The sequence below is a fragment of the Pedobacter sp. GW821-FHT01D05 genome (assembly GCF_059422505.1).
The window spans coordinates 421198-439332 of the sequence record NZ_JBWKXA010000002.1; the positions used below are offsets into that span (position 1 = coordinate 421198).

Genomic DNA, 18135 nt, shown 5'->3' on the forward strand with positions numbered 1-18135 from the left:
ACGGTTTAAGTATCTGATATTCAGTTTAATTGAGTTTGCCTTGTAGGGCTTATGTAGGCCTCAAAATCTTCTTTTTGGGTTAATAGAGTGCTGCTGTATGGTTTGTGTAGTAGCGCTAAATTGTGCTAATGCATTGCACCTCTCTAGATTTGATTTATGAAACGGGCGACCAAGAGCCCGGTCATTAAATAACCAAATATTAACTTAAAACTAATTTCTATGAGAGGAAGATTTACATTCGTATTCTTCATTTACTGTATCATGGCATTGCCGCTGGCCTTATTGGCACAAGACATTCCCGTTACAGGAAAAGTAACAGAACAAAATGGTGCCCCTTTACCTGGCGTAACAGTTAAGCTTGATGGAACGACCAAAGCTGCATCTACTGATGCCAATGGTGTTTTTAGTATTCAGGCGCCTATTGGCGGTAAATTAACCATCAGTTTAATTGGTATGGCAACGCAAACGGTAACGGTTCCGGCAGGCGGCCGTATTAATGTTTCGCTTACTGCCGATTCGAAAGATTTAACGGAAGTGGTTGTAGTGGGTTATGGTACACAGAAAAAAAGTGTAGTAACAGGAGCCATTTCAAGCGTTAAGGCTTCCGACCTCGAAAATCAGCCAGTTGTCCGTATTGAACAATCTTTACAAGGTAGAACCTCGGGGTTAACTATTGCGGCTACTTCTGGTCAGCCAGGTTCAAGCTCTACCGTGCGTTTAAGAGGTTTTACTTCTTTTGGCAACAGCAAGAACGATCCGCTTTGGGTAATCGATGGAGTGGTGATTGATGCAGGTGGCATTGGTTATTTAAATCAAGACGATATCGAATCAATTGAGGTACTTAAAGATGGTGCTTCTGCTGCAATTTATGGAACACGTGCTGCTGCGGGTGTTATTTTGGTAACCACTAAAAAAGGTAAGGCAGGAACGTTGAACATTAATTATAGTGGTTATTATGGTACTCAGGCACCAGCTAAAAAATTAGACTTGTTGGATGCTACTCAATATGCAACCTTGCGTAACCAGGCACTTGTTAGTGCAGGCAAAGCCCCGGCATTTGCCAACCCTGCAGCATTAGGTGCAGGGACAGATTGGCAGGATTTGATTTTTAATGATAGTGCTCCAAAGCAAAGCCACGAATTTAGTGTATCTGGAGGAAGTGATAAAGCATCTTATTTTACCTCTTTTGGCTATACCGATATCAAAGGTATTGTAGCTACGCCTATTTCTAAATTTAACAGGGCTAATGTGCGTATCAATACCTCATTTAAACCTATTAAAGGCGTAACATTTGGCGAAAATTTAGGTTATAGCCATGGTGTAAATAGCGGTATTGGTGAAACCAACCGTGAGTTTGGTGGTGTACTAAGCTCGGCAATTAATTTAGATCCGATTACGCCTTCGATTATTACAGACCCTTCTTCACAATCGGCTTTTTTCCCTTCTGCTACGGGTAATCCGGTACAAAATGCTGCAGCAACAAGAAATAGCGATGGCCAGCTTTTTGGGATTTCGCCGTATGTATTACAGGAAATGAAGAATCCATTGGCTATGATCCAGAACAGATTAGGAAACTATGGTTACGACCATAATATTGTAGGTAACGTTTTTGCTGATTTGGAACCGATAAAAGGTTTACACATCCGTTCATCATTGGGTACCAAAATGGCCTTTTATGGAAGTAATTCATTCACCCCGATTGCGTATTACAACACCTCTACGCCGATTAACCAATCGTCGTTATCGAGAGAGAATACCTATGTAATTAACTGGAACCTGGAGAACACCATCTCGTACAACAAGGTGATAGATAAGCATAATTTCACTTTCTTGTTGGGCCATGGTGAGTATAAAGATGGCAACCAGCGCAGGGCAACTGTAGTGTACAACAATGTGCCAGCAAAAACTTTCGATGAAGCATCTTTCAGGTATAATGCATTGCCGGCGGATAGAACAAACAGTAGTGGTGGCGATGGTACTGATCATAGAATCAATTCACTTTTTTCGAGGATCCAATATAATTATGGGGAGAAATACCTGTTTTCTGCCTTGATCAGACGTGATGGATCTTCCAGGTTTGGGGGCAATAATAAATTTGGTTACTTCCCTTCAGGGTCAATAGGATGGGTACCTACTTTAGAAAACTTTTTCCCTAAAAATGATGTACTTACTTTCCTGAAAATTCGTGGTAGTTATGGTGTTACCGGAAATGATGGTATCGGCGATTTTCCTTATATCCCAATTGTAGGCGCCGGTGGAGATCGTAATTACGTATTTGGTTCTACAAACGAAACCGTTTATGTAGGGTATAGCCCTGGTGCTCCAGCCAATCCTGATTTGAAGTGGGAAGAAACCCGTCAGGCAGATATTGGTATCGATGCAACGTTGTTTCAGAATTTAACCTTAACGGTTGATATTTATGACAAGAAAACCACGGGTATTTTACAAAATCCACCAATCCCAGGATATGCGGGTTATGGTAGTTTTGCGCAAAACGTAGCAGACATTCAAAACAGGGGTTTAGAGATTGAGTTGGGATACAGAAAGAAAATCGGTCAATTAGATTTTGGTGTAAACGGAAACATTTCGTTTTATAAAAATAAAGTTACACAGTTACTTCCCGGAAACCTTTTCTTAGAAGATAACAGCGCAACTTTCCAGAATTTCGGAAACATTACCAGAACAGGTTTAAACTTACCTTACCAGCAATATTATGGCTACCAATCGTTGGGCATTTTCCAAAGTCAGGCCGAGGTAGACAGTTATTTAGGGGCCGATGGTGTAACCAAATTACAACCAAATGCAAAACCAGGCGATTTAAAATTTGCCAACTTAACTAATGATAACATCATCAATCCTGATGACCGTACCTATTTAGGCAATCCAAACCCAACCGTAAGTTATGGTATTACCATTAATTTGGGTTACAAAAACTTCGATTTTACCGCTTTTGGAAGTGGTTCAGGTGGCAATCAGATTTTCCAGGGCTTAAGAAGGTTAGATATTGCTACTGCAAATTACCAGAGCAAATATTTAGATGCATGGACCCCAAGCAATACCGGAGCCTCGCTTCCGCGCATTGTTGATGGCGACCCAAATGGTAACTACTCTAAATTTACTAACCTGTACCTGGAAAGTGGCAATTTTTTCAGATTAAGAACAATGCAACTAGGTTACTCATTGCCTAACAGCATCATTAATAAATGGGGCATGAAAAAACTCCGCGTTTATGTGCTTGCCGAAAATTTATTTACCATAACCAAATACACGGGTTACGATCCAGAATTAGGGGTAACTGCCGATTCTGGTGGTGGCGCACAATACGGTATCGACCGCGGTGCTTATCCACAGGCAAGGGCGTTTTTGTTTGGCTTAAATGTTGGATTTTAATATAATTTAAATCATGAAGAAAAAGAATTTTTTATACTTTACAGCAATTGTACTTTCTGTAACGTTGGGTTCGTGCAAAAAGGATTTGGAAGTAAATCCGCAAGACCGTATAACTTTAGATAATTATTATAAAACTCAAGCTGATGCCTTTACCGGATTGGTGGCTATATATGATCGGTTTGCTTACCAATCAGGTGGCTTGTACGATAAATCGGCGGTAATGAGTGTTGCAGGTGACGATCAGTTGGCAGGTGGTGGGGGGCCAAGTGATATTAACGATTTGCAGGTAATGCAAAATTATACACTTAATGCCAGCACAGGCCCTCAGGGTTACCTTTGGAGCAGAGGGTATAGTGGAATTTATAGAGTAAATGTACTGCTGCAAAAAATTGTAGACATCCCGATGGATGCGACATTAAAAGCAAGATACATTGCAGAAGCGAAAGCTATGCGTGCAGCATTTTACTTCGATCTGGTTACTTTCTTTAAAAATGTACCGATTATAGAAGGCACTGTTGATCCAAAAGATTTATACAATGTTACCCAAGCCGCACCTGCTGCAGTATATGCATATGTAGAGAAAGATCTTGCTGATGCAATACCAGGATTGCCAAATACAGTTCCTGCTGCTACAGAAGGTGGCCGCCTAACAAAAGGAGCAGCACAGGCATTGTTGGGCAAGGTTTTATTGTATGAGAAAAAATGGCAGGCAGCTGCCGATCAGTTTGCTGTGGTAAACGGTACCGCACCTGGGGTTTCGCCTTCAGTTTATGGCTACAAGTTAATTCCTAATTTTGGCGATTTATGGAAACCAAGCAATAAATTCAATTCAGAATCCATTATAGAGTTTGTACACAGCAATAAATCTAATGGCAACTGGTCTGCTGCAGGTAATAGCGAAGGTAATTTACTGTCCATCACAACGGGTCCGCGTGGATACAGTAAAACGGTATCTACTGCTCCTGATTATTTTAGCGGCTATAGTTTCCTTGTATTTACAAAGGCCTTTTTTGATTTCATCCATTTCGATCCGAGAAATGCGGCCACGGTAGCCAACCTAGATAGTTTGCAAACCAATGGCATTGCCAAGTACACTGCCGGATACAATAACACAGGGTATTTCTTTGCTAAGTACATGGGCTTAACTACCCAGGCAGCCGCAAATACACCGGAGTTAAATTTCGGAATAGACGAATATGAAATCCGTTTGGCCGATACCTATCTAATGGAGGCTGAAGCTTTGATGAATGCTGGTGCAGCAGTTGGGGTAGGCTCAAGGGCTTATACTTTGCTTAATGCCGTTCGTGCAAGGGTAGGACTAAATCCTGTTGCCGTAACACAGGCCAACATCGAAAAAGAAAGAAGATTGGAACTAGCAGGCGAAGGCCAGCGTTTTCCTGATCTTGTACGTTGGGGCAAAGCTGCTGCAACATTGGCTTCGAAAGGTTTTATTGCTGGTCGACACGAAGTATTCCCAATTCCGCAAGGTGAATTGAACAACACCAAAATTGAACAGAATAAAGAATGGGGCGGAACAAAATAGTTGCTCATCTATTATACACGCTTAATGTTTAATTGTTAACAGGGAGGAAGCGAAATCTTTCTTCCTGTTTTTTTAATCTGCTCATCTTTTCCCTATGCTTTCTACCAAATTTCTTCGCCTTTTTATCATTTGTGTTTTTACCTGTTCTTCGCTTGCTGTTATTGCTCAAAACCAGCCTGAAGTTTGGCTTACCAAAGCCGATCGATCTGTTTTATTTACCAAACAGGTAAGTAAATTAAGTTTTAATGTAGCTAAAAACAATCTGCCAACCATTACCGTAAACGACAAAGAAACCTATCAAACCATTGATGGTTTCGGTTATGCCTTAACAGGTGGAAGTGCGCATCATATTGTTAAAATGTCGGCACAGGCCAGAGCTGCCCTATTAAAAGAATTATTTGCTACTGATGGAAATAATATTGGGGTAAGCTACATCAGACTAAGCATTGGCGCCTCTGATTTGAATGAAAAAGTATTTTCTTATAACGACCTTCCCGAAGGACAAACCGATTTAACACAGGCTAAATTTGATCTTGGCCCGGATAAAGTGGATGTGATTCCGGTAATGAAGGAAATCCTGGCCATAAACCCAAAGCTAAAAATTATGGGTTCGCCATGGTCTCCCCCCTTATGGATGAAAACCACCTACGATGCCCGGGGTGGGATGTTAAAACCCGAATATTACGATGCTTACGCCAAGTACTTTGTAAGGTATGTACAGGAAATGCGAAAAGAGGGGATTTCTATTGATGCGGTTACCGTTCAGAATGAACCTTTACACCCAGGTAATAATCCCAGCTTGCTTATGGTTGCACCAGATCAGGCGTTTTTTGTAAAGAAATTTTTAGGTCCTGCTTTTGCTAAAGCCAATATTAAGACCAAAATTATTGTTTACGATCATAATGCCGATCGGCCAGATTACCCGATTAGCATTTTAGACGATCCGGAAGCCAAAAAATATATTGATGGATCCGCCTTTCACCTGTACGGAGGAAAGATAGAAGCTTTAACTGATGTACACAATGCCCATCCTGATAAGAACATTTACTTTTCTGAGCAAATGGTAGTGGAGCAGCCAGATGCTGTGGATATTAAAATTGTTAATCCGGTTAAGCGTTTGGTTATCGGTGCTACCAGAAACTGGAGCAAAAATGTATTGGAGTGGAATCTGGCAGCCGATCCCGAGAATAAACCTTATACCGATAGGGGTGGTTGCTCCATGTGCCAGGGTGCAGTAACCATTGATAAAGATTCTTATAGCAGAAACCTGGCTTATTATTCTATTGCGCATGCTTCTAAGTTTGTACGGCCCGGTGCTGTTCGGGTAGCTACAAACGATTTAACCGATCTGCCAAATGTTGCCTTTAAAACACCTGGTGGGAAACATGTTTTAATCGTAGCCAATAGCGGCAAAAATGCCCCTACGTTTAATATTAGCTTTAATGGCAAAACACTTGTCGCAAGGCTCGATAAAGGATCTGTAGCCACTTATATCTGGTAATTATCTAAAACCTAACCTTATTTTTATGTCTTTCACAAAATCGATATTATACGTTTTTCTGCTCAGTACCATTTCGTTTACAGCGTTTTGCCAAGGGTTTTTAAAAGCCGAGGGTAAAAAAATAGTCAACGCAAAAGGCGAGAATGTTTTGCTCCGTGGTTTTGGTTTAGGCGGTTGGATGTTACAAGAGGGTTATATGCTCAAAATCAATAAAGAAGCACAACAATACCGCATCCGCGAGCGCATAGAAGAGCTGATGGGGCCAAAACAGACTCAGGAGTTTTACGATGCCTGGCTGGCTAACCATATGCGTAAAATTGATGTCGATTCGATGAAACGCTGGGGCTTTAATTCCATCCGTTTGCCTATGCACTACAACTTATACACTTTGCCAATAGATAAAGAACCCGTTGCCGGCAAAAATACCTGGTTGGAGAAAGGTTTTGCCTTAACCGATAGCCTGTTATCCTGGTGTAAGGCCAATAAAATGTATTTAATTTTAGATTTACACGCTGCACCTGGTGGACAAGGAAACGATTTAAATATTGCCGACCGCGATCCATCAAAACCATCCCTATGGGATAGTGAGGCCAATCAGGAGAAGACCATTGCACTCTGGAAAAAACTGGCCGAACGTTATAAAGATGAACCTTATATTGGCGCATACGATATTTTGAACGAACCTAACTACGGTTTCTTAAACCCTGATGAAGATAAAAATGGGACGAAAGAAAAAGTGAATGCACCTTTGAGAAAGTTAATGGTCGAAATTACCAAGGCTATCCGCGAAGTTGATCAAAAACATATTATTATTATCGAAGGCAATGGCTGGGGCAATAATTACAATGGCATTTTTCCACTGTGGGATAAAAACATGGTTTTGAGTTACCATAAATATTGGAATTATAACGATCAGGCGTCAATTGCACACATTATCAAGGCCAGGGATGAGCAGAATGTTCCGGTTTGGCTGGGCGAAACTGGTGAAAATTCTAATGTTTGGTTTACGGATGCCATCCACCTTTTAGAAAAAAACAATATCGGCTGGTCTTGGTGGCCATTGAAAAAGATAGGGGCGAATAATCCTATGGAGATTAAATCGAATCCCAATTATGATGCTTTGGTGAAGTACCTGAATAATGGTGGCAATAAACCCAAAGACAGCAATGTATACAGCGGTTTAATGGAGCTGGCTATTTATTCGAGATTAGAAAATACCATCATTCACAGAGATGTAATAGATGCCATGATCCGTCAGCCCTTTAGTAATGAAACCAAGCCGTTTAAGCCCAATTTAATTAAAGATAAAGGCATTGTGTATGCTGTAGATTACGATTTAGGTAAAAACGGCAAAGCTTATTTCGATACCGATACAGCCGATTACCATACTTCAACAGGAAAAAGAAGTGCAGGTAACCGTGGCCGGATTTACCGGAATGATGGGGTAGATATTGCAAAAGATTCTGCTCAGTACGAAAAGTATTATGTAAACCATATCGAAAAAGAAGAATGGTTGCAGTACACCGTAAATGTTTCACAAAAAGGAAGCTACACTTTAAAAATAAATGCTGCGGCAGATAACGCTGGAGGTAGGATGACCATTATAATCGATGGCAAGGTGGTAGCTAAAGATATTGTGGTTCCAAATACCGGAGACAATAAGAAGTTTGCAAATTTTGAGGTTAAGAAGCTTGCTTTAAAAGCAGGTAAACAAAAGATTAAGATTTTAACAGCTGTTGGAGGTTATAATTTTGGTTATATTCAATTTGTAAAATAAAAACAAAACATCATCTTGAAAGGCGTAAAACGTATCCTGCTTATTTTGGGCGCAATTGCCATTGCGGTTGTTGTTCTTTCGAGATGCATGAATGTGGCCAGTCAATTGCCCGCAGATGCGAGGGGCGAGGCCTATACCGGAGCGGCTACCTGCGCGAAATGCCATAAAGATTTATCGCAATCTTATGCCCATAGTCCGCATGGTTTAACCTCTAAGCCTGTGGTAGATACAGCTTTGTTAAAGGTTTTTGCCCCTGATTCGAATCACTTTTTATACAACGAACATCAAAAAGTGGTGATTGAAAAAAGAGACAGCGGTATATTTCAGGTCGCTTATCAGGATGGCAAAGCTGTGCGTGCCGAAAAGTTTGACATGCAGTTTGGTTCAGGCGAAAAAGCCTATACTTATACCTATTGGCAAGGCAAAAAGATGTACGAACTGCCTTTATCTTACTTCGCTGCTATTAAGAATTGGGCCATCAGCCCTGGTTTTCCAAAAGAAAGCTTTTATTACGATCGGGCGATAACAAGCCGTTGTTTAGAGTGCCACGCATCTTATGTTGATATTAAAATCACACAAAAATCTACTTTTTCCAAAGATGAGGAAATGGAAAAGGGTGCTGTTATTTATGGGATAGATTGTGAACGTTGCCACGGACCAGGTAAACAGCATGTTGTTTTTCATATGGAAAACCCTGAAGAGAAGAATGCAAAATTTATCACATTGTATAAAACACTTACCCGAAAACAAAAGATGGATGTTTGCGCGGTTTGTCATTCGGGCAATACTTTGGTGGCACAGCGATCTGTTTTCGGTTTCCAGCCCGGCGACGATTTAGAGGCTTATTATTCGCAGGATTTTACAGGTTTCGGTGGTGGTAATATTGATGTGCACGGTAACCAAAGTGCCATGCTAAAGGGCAGTAATTGTTATCGGAAAAGTGAAACCATGACTTGCCAATCGTGCCACAATACACACGAAAATATTAAAGGGAACTTAAGCCTTTATTCGCAGCGCTGCATCAATTGCCACAAAAGTACCAGCCATAGCAAAGCCATTTTAGCAAAAGGATCGCTCAGTACCAATTGTATCGACTGCCATATGCCTAAAGAATCTTCAAAACTGATCACCTTTCAACAGGCGGGTAAAGATCATTTAAGCCCATACCGGTTACGCTCACACCATATTGCCATTTATCCCGTTATTAATAAGTAAACCCAAACTTGTATTAAGAAATTCCCCACTATCCGTTAATAGGACTTGGATTTCGTACATTTGGTTTCCACTTAAAAATTTAGATAGTAGCCGATATGCTCATAAAACACTACTTAACTTTATTCTTCCTCCTTTTTCTCTCCATCCCTATTTTTGCTCAAAAGAAATTTACCCTTAGCGGCACCATCCGCGATGCAGGTACAGGCGAAACTTTAATAGGCGCCACCATCCGGATTTCCGGAGCTTCTACCGCAGCAACCCTAACCAATAATTATGGTTATTTTGCTTTAACACAGTCCGAAGGTACCTACACTGTGGCCGTAAGTTATACAGGGTATGCCTCCATTGTTAAAACCATCAATCTAACAAAAGATACCAAGTTAAATGAGGAATTAAAGAGTGCAAACGATTTAGACGAAGTGACGGTAAGTGCCAACAACCGTAAAAACGAAAACGTTAAAAGTGCGCAGATGGGCCTGGAGCGGATCGATATGAAATCGCTTAATTCTATACCGGTATTACTAGGCGAAAAAGATATTTTAAAAACCATCCAGCTGTTGCCCGGCGTAAAATCAGGCGGCGAGGGGAACACAGGTTTCTATGTGCGCGGTGGTGCTGCCGATCAGAATTTAATAATTCTGGATGAAGCGGTGGTATACAATTCTTCTCATTTGCTTGGCTTTTTCTCTACTTTTAATGCTGATGCGATTAAGGATGTAAGTTTATACAAAGGCGGTATGCCTGCACAGTATGGAGGCCGTTTATCATCGGTTTTAGACGTTAAAATGGATGATGGGAATAATAAAGAGTTTAAATTTCAGGGCGGCATTGGTTTAATTGCTTCGCGTGTAAAAGCAGAAGGGCCGATTGTAAAAGACCGGGGTTCGTTTATGGTGAGTTTCCGCAGAACGTATATCGATCTGTTTTTAAGGGCTTCACCAGATTCATCTGTTAATGGCAGTACCTTAAATTTTTACGATATTAATGCCAAGGCGAATTATAAAATCAATGATAAAAATACCATTTATATTTCCGGCTATTTTGGCAAGGATAATATCGGTGTTAAAGACTTGTTCGAAAACAACTGGGGCAACGTAACCACTACCATCCGCTTAAACCATATTTTTAGCGACCGTTTGTTTTCGAATACCTCCTTAATTTACAACAACTATAATTATACCGTTCGCTTATTAAATGATGCGACCAACTTTAAAGCCACCTCATTGGTGCGCGATTTTAACTTTAAAGAAGATTTTCAGTATTTCAGCAATAAACATACCCTTCGTTTTGGTATCAATGCCACACAGCACCGTATTTCGCCGATTGATATTGATAGCGATGAAGCATCGCAGGTAAATTCGCTTACGCAGGAAAGGCGTTATGGTATCGAATCAGCAGCTTACATTTCTGATGAGTGGGCCGTAAACGAACATTTAAACTTTTTATATGGCGTGCGCTTGGCGGCTTTTTCTTTAATGGGTCCTGGTAATTTTAGTACCTATGATGCCGATGGGAATACCCTGTCGACAGAAAATGTAGCCAAGGGAAAATTCCATAAAAACTACTTTAACCTGGAGCCACGTTTTTCGGTGAGTTATCTGTTTAACGAAGAAAATTCGATCAAGGCTTCTTATAACCGGAATACCCAGAACGTCCATATTTTAACCAACGCTACTTCCAGCTCGCCAACCGATCAGTATGTGTTGAGCAGTACCAATATTAAACCCGAAATAGCCGATCAGGTGGCTTTGGGGTATTTCAAAAACATTCAGGATAACAATTATGAACTCTCGGGAGAGATTTATTATAAGTGGCTTCAGAATCAGATCGACTATAAAAATGCGGCCGAATTATTGGCTAACTCCAATGTAGAATCAGAACTTTTATACGGAGTAGGCAGGGCTTATGGATTGGAGCTGTTTTTTAAGAAGAAATTTGGCAAGCTGAACGGCTGGGTGGGTTATACCTTATCGCGTACTGAACGTAAATTTACTGAACTTAATGATGGTAAATATTTTCCGGCACGGCAAGATCGCACGCATGATATTTCGTTAGTTGGCATTTACAACATGACCAGGCGGTGGACTTTTTCTTCGAGTTTTATTTACAGCACAGGTAATGCCGTTACTTATCCGGCAGGGAAATATAATATTGGTGGCCAGGCTGCTTATTATTATACGCAAAGAAATGCAGGCAGAATGCCTTATAATATGCGTTGGGATGTAAGTGCAACTTTAGAGGGGAAACCTGGTAAGAAATACCAGTCGAGCTGGAATTTCGGGATTTATAATTTATTGGCTAGAAAAAATCCCTACTCTATTGAGTTTATTACAGATCCGAACGATCCGAGTAAAACTGCCGCTCAGCAGACTTCACTTTTCGGGCTTATTCCATCAATTACCTGGAACTTTAAATTTTAAAAGCATGAAAAAACTGATTATATACCTTTCGCTGTTCACTTTCTGTTTTACAGGTTGCAAGAAAATTATTCAAATTGAAACCGAAAATGCCGATCCTCAACTGGTAATTGAAGGTGTAATTAACGATTCGCTGATCGATCAGCAGATTAAGATCAGCAAAACCATCGGTTATACCGAAGCCAATATTTTTCCGAAAGTTTCGGGAGCAAGCGTAACTGTAACCGATAATAAGGGGAATACTTATGTTTTTAAAGAAGGTACAACACCAGGAACCTATATCAATAAAATGAAAGGCGTGCCGGGTGTTACCTATAATTTAAATGTTACTGCCGAAGGACAAACTTACACCGCCAGTTCAAAAATGCCCAATGTGGTTAAAATGGATTCGATAGGGGTGATTAAGAACTTTTTCTTTGGCCGAGAACGTAAAACCGCTGCTGTATTTTTAAAAGATCCTGCTAACGAAACGAATTTTTATCATTTTAACCTTTATGTAAATGATATTTTATCGGAACGTTTCTATGTAAATAACGATCGTTTAACAAATGGAAACGACTTAAGGATCCAGTTATTTTTTAAACCACCTACTAACGACCACGACAGTGATGAGTTGAATTCGAACGACAAGATTAAAATAGAAATGGAGTGTATCGATTCGAATATTTTCGATTATTGGTATGCTTTAAGTCAGCAATCGAACCGGGGGCCAAATCAGGGTACAACTCCCGCCAATCCAACTTCTAATATCTCTAACCAGGCATTGGGCTATTTTAGTGCCAATACTTACCAGGTGTTATCAGCAACTGTGAAATAGTACCCATAAGTCAATTCGTATTATCCAAAACACCTTAGAATTTTTAGTGTTAAATAAAACATGAAAGTATTTATAAGCGGCAACATTGCTTCAGTTGGCATAAAAGAACTGGAAGAAAACAATATTTCGATTACCCAATGGAAAGAAAACCGACAGATTACAGCCGAAGAACTGATCGAAGCCTGCCAGGATCAGGATGCCTTGATCAGCGTTGGGCCAAATAAAATTAATGCCGGATTTTTAAAGGCTTGTAGCCATTTAAAGGTTATTGCTCTACATTCTGTAGGTTACGATCAGGTAGATGTAGCTGCTGCAAAAAAAATAAATATCCCCATTGGGAATACGCCTGGTGTTTTGAGCAGCGCAACTGCCGATACCGCTTTTTTATTGATGCTTGCCGTATCACGAAAGGCCTTTTTTTCGCACAAAAAAATCATTAAAGGCGAATGGAAAAACTATGAGCCATCACCCGAACTCGGAATTGAGGTAAATGGCAAAACCCTCGGCATTTTTGGCTTAGGGAAAATAGGATTGGAGATGGCAAAAAAATGTAAGGCCGCCTACCAGATGAAGGTAATTTATCACAACAGATCGCGTAACGAAGAAGCTGAAAGAGAAATCGGAGCCAAATATGTTTCGTTCGAGGAACTTTTGGCACAAAGTGATGTGTTATCAGTACACACTGCGCTAACGCCCGAAACTAAGGGTAAATTTACACTTGATGTTTTTAAGCAGATGAAACCCAATTCGATTTTCATTAATACCGCCAGAGGTGGTATCCATAATGAAAAGGATTTGATAAAAGCTTTAGAGGAGAAAATGATATGGGGAGCAGGTTTGGATGTAACCAATCCCGAGCCAATGGATAAAAATAATCCCTTGTTAGCTATGGAAAACGTAGCTGTTTTACCACATATCGGCTCCGCTACCGAAGAAACCAGAGCAGCTATGGCACAGATTATCGTTAAGAATATTGTAGCAGGATTGAAAGGAGAGAAGCTGCCGTTTGAGGTGATGTAAGATAAATGAGAGTGGTAGTTTGCAATTACGACCTTTCCTACTGCAATCTTAATGATATGTTGTTAAAGACCCTTTATAATCGAAAATAAAAAATATTTGCCCCTCGATAGGCTATCCATTGGCAGGCTCCAAAAGAAAGTCGTCATCTCGACCGAAGCAACGCGGAGCGGAGAGATCTTTTAATATAGTCCAAAAGATCTCTCCACTACGGTCGAGATGACGATTCCTTGCGAAACCTGTCATCCAGTTTGCAATCCCATTTTCCTCATTTCTTATTTAACAAGATACTTAAACACCGATCTTCCTAAATTTCCGTTAGCATCTATACCTTCAATAATTACTTTATACTGGCCTTTGCCATCTGCATTGTAATATTCGAAAGAAGTATTACCTGTAGCATCGGTTACCACTTTAGGGTTCCAGTAAATGGTAGTTCTTAAATCATTGCGGTTCATGCTTGCAGGAACATCGTATTTTGGAGAATAGAACTGTTTTTCTTTGTTGTAACCTTGTGGTGAGAAAGTAAGTTCGTAGTATTTGGGTAGCATATCCATCAGCTGCGCTTTAGATATTTTAGTGCCTTTAGGTGCTTTCTTTTGATTGAATACAATCACCCCGTTTACATTGTTTGCACGGTTTACCAGTCCCAGCTCATCTCTTAAGAACACCTCAACCGATTCGATCTGATTGGCATCAAGTGTATTGATCTGGTTTACATCCACGTTCATTCCATTGATAAAGATACCCATCGGAATTTTTTTGCCCTGGTTATAATCTCTGCTCACGTAGAAATTGTTATCTGCAAAAGTAACACCAGCCAACATGCCCTGTAAACAGTTGATTAAAAGCCCACAGCCTTTTAAACGATCTCCACTTATTTCATGGTCGGCCATTTGGCTTAGTCCGCTCAGTGCAGGATAATCCTTATGACTTACTTTTGGAACAACAGCTGCTTTAATGTTTACATCTTTTAAAGTATGTAAATAAGCGTATTGCCTTTTGCTATTATCTAAGTAACTGGTTAAAGCACTATCTATATTTAAAACTTCTTCAGCAGCGCTAAAGTTTCTGCTTAGTGTAGGTACTGGTGCACCATTTAAGCTTAAGGTCATGTTTTTGTAGTTTACATTGTACTTAGCAGTAATGGTCACTTTAGAGGAGTCGTTAAATACCAGGTTTTGGAATTTAAAATTCCCAACAGGATCCGTAGTACTTTCTAAATTAAAACGTTTATCAGGTATGGTTAATAATAAGGCTCCTTTTCTAACTGGTATACCATTGTTCTGACGTAAAATACCCGAAATTTCGATGCCTTGTTCTGGTAAGAAATCAATTTTAGGTAATTTATTGGCAATAATATCAGTGTATTTGAAACTGCGGTAGCCCTGGGTAAGTAACAATACATCTAAGTCTGCGTTTTTCTTCGCGTCGGGTGCATTAAAGTAATAATTTGCTTTTTCGATATAACCCTTAACATCGCTGCTTAATAAAAGCCCCGTTAATATAGTACTGGTTGCATCCTCACTTGATGGAACCTTCGATTCGTCTACAACCGCTACCGAGAAGCTACCTTCTACAGGGGCGCCGTCTTTTTTAGCCGCCACATTTATTTTAACCTTTTTCTTGATTCCGTAAGTAGTTGCAGCACTGGTTAAAGTTACGGCCATGGTATTTTTATGCTGAACAAAAACCAAGCGTTCGCTTAATGGTTTACCAAATTCATTAAATAAGGTAAATTGTGCAATTCCATTTGGGAATTTAGATTTAAGTACGGTTGTATTGTATTCTTTGTTTGATAATGCAGTTTGTGCACCATAGCAGATTACGCCTTTGCTCTGCGCAATTAAATAAAGCTTTTTGCCTTGGTTTTGCTCAAAGAAAGCATCATTTGCTGCAATTTTTATGGCCACATTATCGGCGCTGCTATTATCTATATTTATGGCTACACCATTTGCGGCAACTGCAGGCAAATTATAATTTTGAGTAGTGCCATCAGCATAAGTAACTGCCGCTTTGTAGGTTTTTCCAGCTTCAGCCAATAAGTTGAAACTGCCCATTCCTAAATGCTGAGCAGTAAAAGCAGCTACTGTTTTGCCATCATTATCGGTTACCGTACCTTTTGAGCTAATGCCCAAACCATCACTTTTAATGGCTTTAAAGGCTACCCTGTTGGTTAAGCCGGCAATTAAACTTCCACCCTCAGGAAAAAATTGAAAATCTTTGCTTACAATAGCATTTTTAAGTTGAAAGCTACTGCTTGCCACATCTTTATCAGTTGTGTTAATGCTGGTAATCAGTTCGCCTTTTTGTAATTGATATTCTGCCTTTTGTGCATTGCTCATGGCTATTGTTAAAAAGCCATTGGCATCGGTTGTGCCCCTTCCTTTAGCAATAACGGTATAACTCGTAACCACTTGCCAGCTTACATTTTTATTGGCATATGGTTTATTATTGGCATCTTTAAATTGTACGCGTGCGTCAATTTTTTCTAACTTATCAGTAGATGTATTTTTATAGGTGATATGGGTTTTTACTTCTTTATCAATGGCTTCCCCTACATAAAAAGTCTTGTTAAAATAAGCAGGATCTTCATTGTTTAGCATCCATAAAGTATAAGCCCTGATATGGTAGTTACCTTGTTTATAATTAATCTGATCTAAGGGGAAACTGCCGTAAGCAAAACCACCGGTAATGGGTAGTTTTAAAGTCTGGATAAGCGAATCTTTCTGATTGATCACATCAACATAAATGATCTTACTAATTGCAGATAAGAAATTCTGGTTTTCGGTAACATAAGCTTTAAACCAAACCGTATCGGCAACAGCGTAATAGGGTTTGTCGAAATGAAGATAAATTTTTTCAGCAGGATAATCACTCAACACCTTATTCGTTTTGGCAATGATACTGTTTATGCTAATGGTATCGGTTTGTGCCGACGAAGAAAAACTTAGTGTTGATAGAAGTGACAGTATGATAAACGATAATCTAAAAATCTTCATGGAATGGATATTAAATGCTAAGCCCGTAAATATATCCAATTATAAATAGAGCACATAAAATGTGATGATGTTTAACATTTTTTTACAAAAGATTTAAGTTCATAGGTCATTAGTTCACTGTTCATTGATTCATTTCCCCGCATACCGTCCTTCTGAACTTGTTTCAGGATCTAATATGTGGGTACTTTTAGGGTTAACTGATTAATCGTTTAAATTGGTTAATTGTCTCCAAATCCCAGGCTGGTTCGATGCACGTTGGTTCATTCTGTGCGATACATTGGGAGGCGCAATCGCAATATGTTCTAAAACAAAACAAGCCACTAAGTAGCGGCCTGTTTTAAATTATGATGTTGTTTGCCTGTTATTTAAGCTCGATTAAGAATTCTTCTTTAGGTGAACGTACCTTTTTAAGGTTTACCAACCAATCGCCGGCTTCATCCCTGTGTCCTAATGGCAATAGCGTAACACTTTTTAAGCCTTTTTTATCTAAACCTAGAAGTTCATCTAAAGCAGGGCCATTAAAACCTTCCATTGGGGTAGCATCTACTTTTAACAAAGCTGCTTCTGCAATGGCGATACCGAAACCAATATAAGCCTGACGGGCTGCATGGTTAAAGTTTTCTTCAGCAGTTCTGGATAAAACCATGCCTTTTAACTGCGCTTTGTAAGCATCGGTTCCGCTTTCCGGTAAACCACGCTCCGCATTCATTCTGCTAAAAACAGCATCAATACCTTCTTCTGTGTAGTTTTCGTTGGCTGCGAAAATCAACAGGTGAGAAGAATCGATAACCTGCGATTGGTTATAGGCAATCGGTGCAATTTTCTCTTTTAATTCCTGGTTGGTTACCACAATTACTTTAAATGGCTGTAAGCCAGAGGATGTTGGCGCCAGGTGTGCTGCAGCAATAATTTTATCAACCTTTTCTTGTTCAACAGGTTGACCATTCATTTTCTTAACGGCATAACGCCAGTTTAGGGCATCTATTAAGCTCATATTTTTGAAGATTTTTTTTAAATTTTAAGAAGCAAATATGGAGATAAGGAATAAATCTATTGTTGATGTATGGTAAGAAAATTTTTTGCCTGGTCTCGGTTGGCTAAAGCCAACGGTAAAGCGGGGTTTTCCTTAGCCGTTGACTTTAGTCAACGGAATAAGATGTGAAATGGATTTAGGAAATGATTGGCTGGTGGTTCTTGGCGGTCTTCGGCCCCGCTTTCGCTTATAGTCCTCACTGCGCTCCGGGCTATTCCGCTCTATCGGGTTTAGGAACAAGGGTTTGTGCACCTTGCAACCCCAAAAATGAAAACTGTTTTGGCCACCTAGCCCCGGTTGAAGTGTTACCCTGCAGCAACGAGGCACGAGGAAGCGAAGCGTAAAAGCGGAAAACGGGAAGAAAATTATTGTTTTGACAGGCCTTGCGCTCCAGATGAAAATTTTTTGCTGGGTCTCGGTTGG

The 18135-nt window shown here is 40.0% G+C and carries 10 protein-coding genes; 8 read left to right on the forward strand and 2 right to left on the reverse strand.

Going from position 1 to position 18135, the window contains the following annotated elements; translation table 11 throughout:
• Positions 1-219 precede the first annotated feature (219 nt).
• The 8 genes from AC07VK_RS09915 to AC07VK_RS09950 all read left to right on the forward strand — a co-directional run bounded on the left by AC07VK_RS09915 (position 220) and on the right by AC07VK_RS09950 (position 13680).
• Entirely contained in the window at positions 220-3390 is a 3171-nt protein-coding gene (locus tag AC07VK_RS09915) for a SusC/RagA family TonB-linked outer membrane protein (RefSeq protein ID WP_492960176.1), read from the forward strand.
• Positions 3391-3403: 13 nt separating this feature from the next.
• Positions 3404-4933, forward strand: coding sequence for a RagB/SusD family nutrient uptake outer membrane protein (locus tag AC07VK_RS09920; RefSeq protein ID WP_492954121.1), 1530 nt, complete (start codon positions 3404-3406; stop codon positions 4931-4933).
• A gap of 94 nt (positions 4934-5027) precedes the next feature.
• Positions 5028-6434, forward strand: coding sequence for a glycoside hydrolase family 30 protein (locus AC07VK_RS09925; RefSeq protein ID WP_492960178.1), 1407 nt, complete (start codon positions 5028-5030; stop codon positions 6432-6434).
• 25 nt (positions 6435-6459) lie between these two features.
• Positions 6460-8211, forward strand: a complete 1752-nt coding sequence (locus AC07VK_RS09930; protein WP_492960180.1) for a cellulase family glycosylhydrolase — start codon at positions 6460-6462, stop codon at positions 8209-8211.
• Between the two features lie 15 nt (positions 8212-8226).
• The gene (locus AC07VK_RS09935) at positions 8227-9426 is read left to right on the forward strand and encodes a multiheme c-type cytochrome (protein ID WP_492954118.1); all 1200 of its coding nucleotides are present in this window, start codon (positions 8227-8229) and stop codon (positions 9424-9426) included.
• Positions 9427-9521: 95 nt separating this feature from the next.
• Positions 9522-11846, forward strand: a complete 2325-nt coding sequence (locus AC07VK_RS09940) for a TonB-dependent receptor (RefSeq protein WP_492960182.1) — start codon at positions 9522-9524, stop codon at positions 11844-11846.
• Between the two features lie 4 nt (positions 11847-11850).
• The gene (locus AC07VK_RS09945) at positions 11851-12660 is read left to right on the forward strand and encodes a DUF4249 domain-containing protein (RefSeq protein WP_492960184.1); all 810 of its coding nucleotides are present in this window, start codon (positions 11851-11853) and stop codon (positions 12658-12660) included.
• A 60-nt stretch (positions 12661-12720) separates the two neighbouring features.
• Complete coding sequence (locus AC07VK_RS09950; RefSeq protein ID WP_492960186.1) at positions 12721-13680, forward strand: 2-hydroxyacid dehydrogenase; 960 nt, start codon at positions 12721-12723, stop codon at positions 13678-13680.
• A gap of 272 nt (positions 13681-13952) precedes the next feature.
• Here AC07VK_RS09950 and AC07VK_RS09955 read toward each other — a convergent pair whose 3' ends face one another.
• The gene (locus AC07VK_RS09955; RefSeq protein ID WP_492960188.1) at positions 13953-16679 is read right to left on the reverse strand and encodes a carboxypeptidase regulatory-like domain-containing protein; all 2727 of its coding nucleotides are present in this window, start codon (positions 16677-16679) and stop codon (positions 13953-13955) included.
• A 361-nt stretch (positions 16680-17040) separates the two neighbouring features.
• Positions 17041-17673: a nitroreductase family protein gene (locus AC07VK_RS09960; RefSeq protein WP_492954113.1), complete on the reverse strand. Its 633-nt coding sequence runs from the start codon at positions 17671-17673 to the stop codon at positions 17041-17043.
• Positions 17674-18135: the final 462 nt, after the last annotated feature.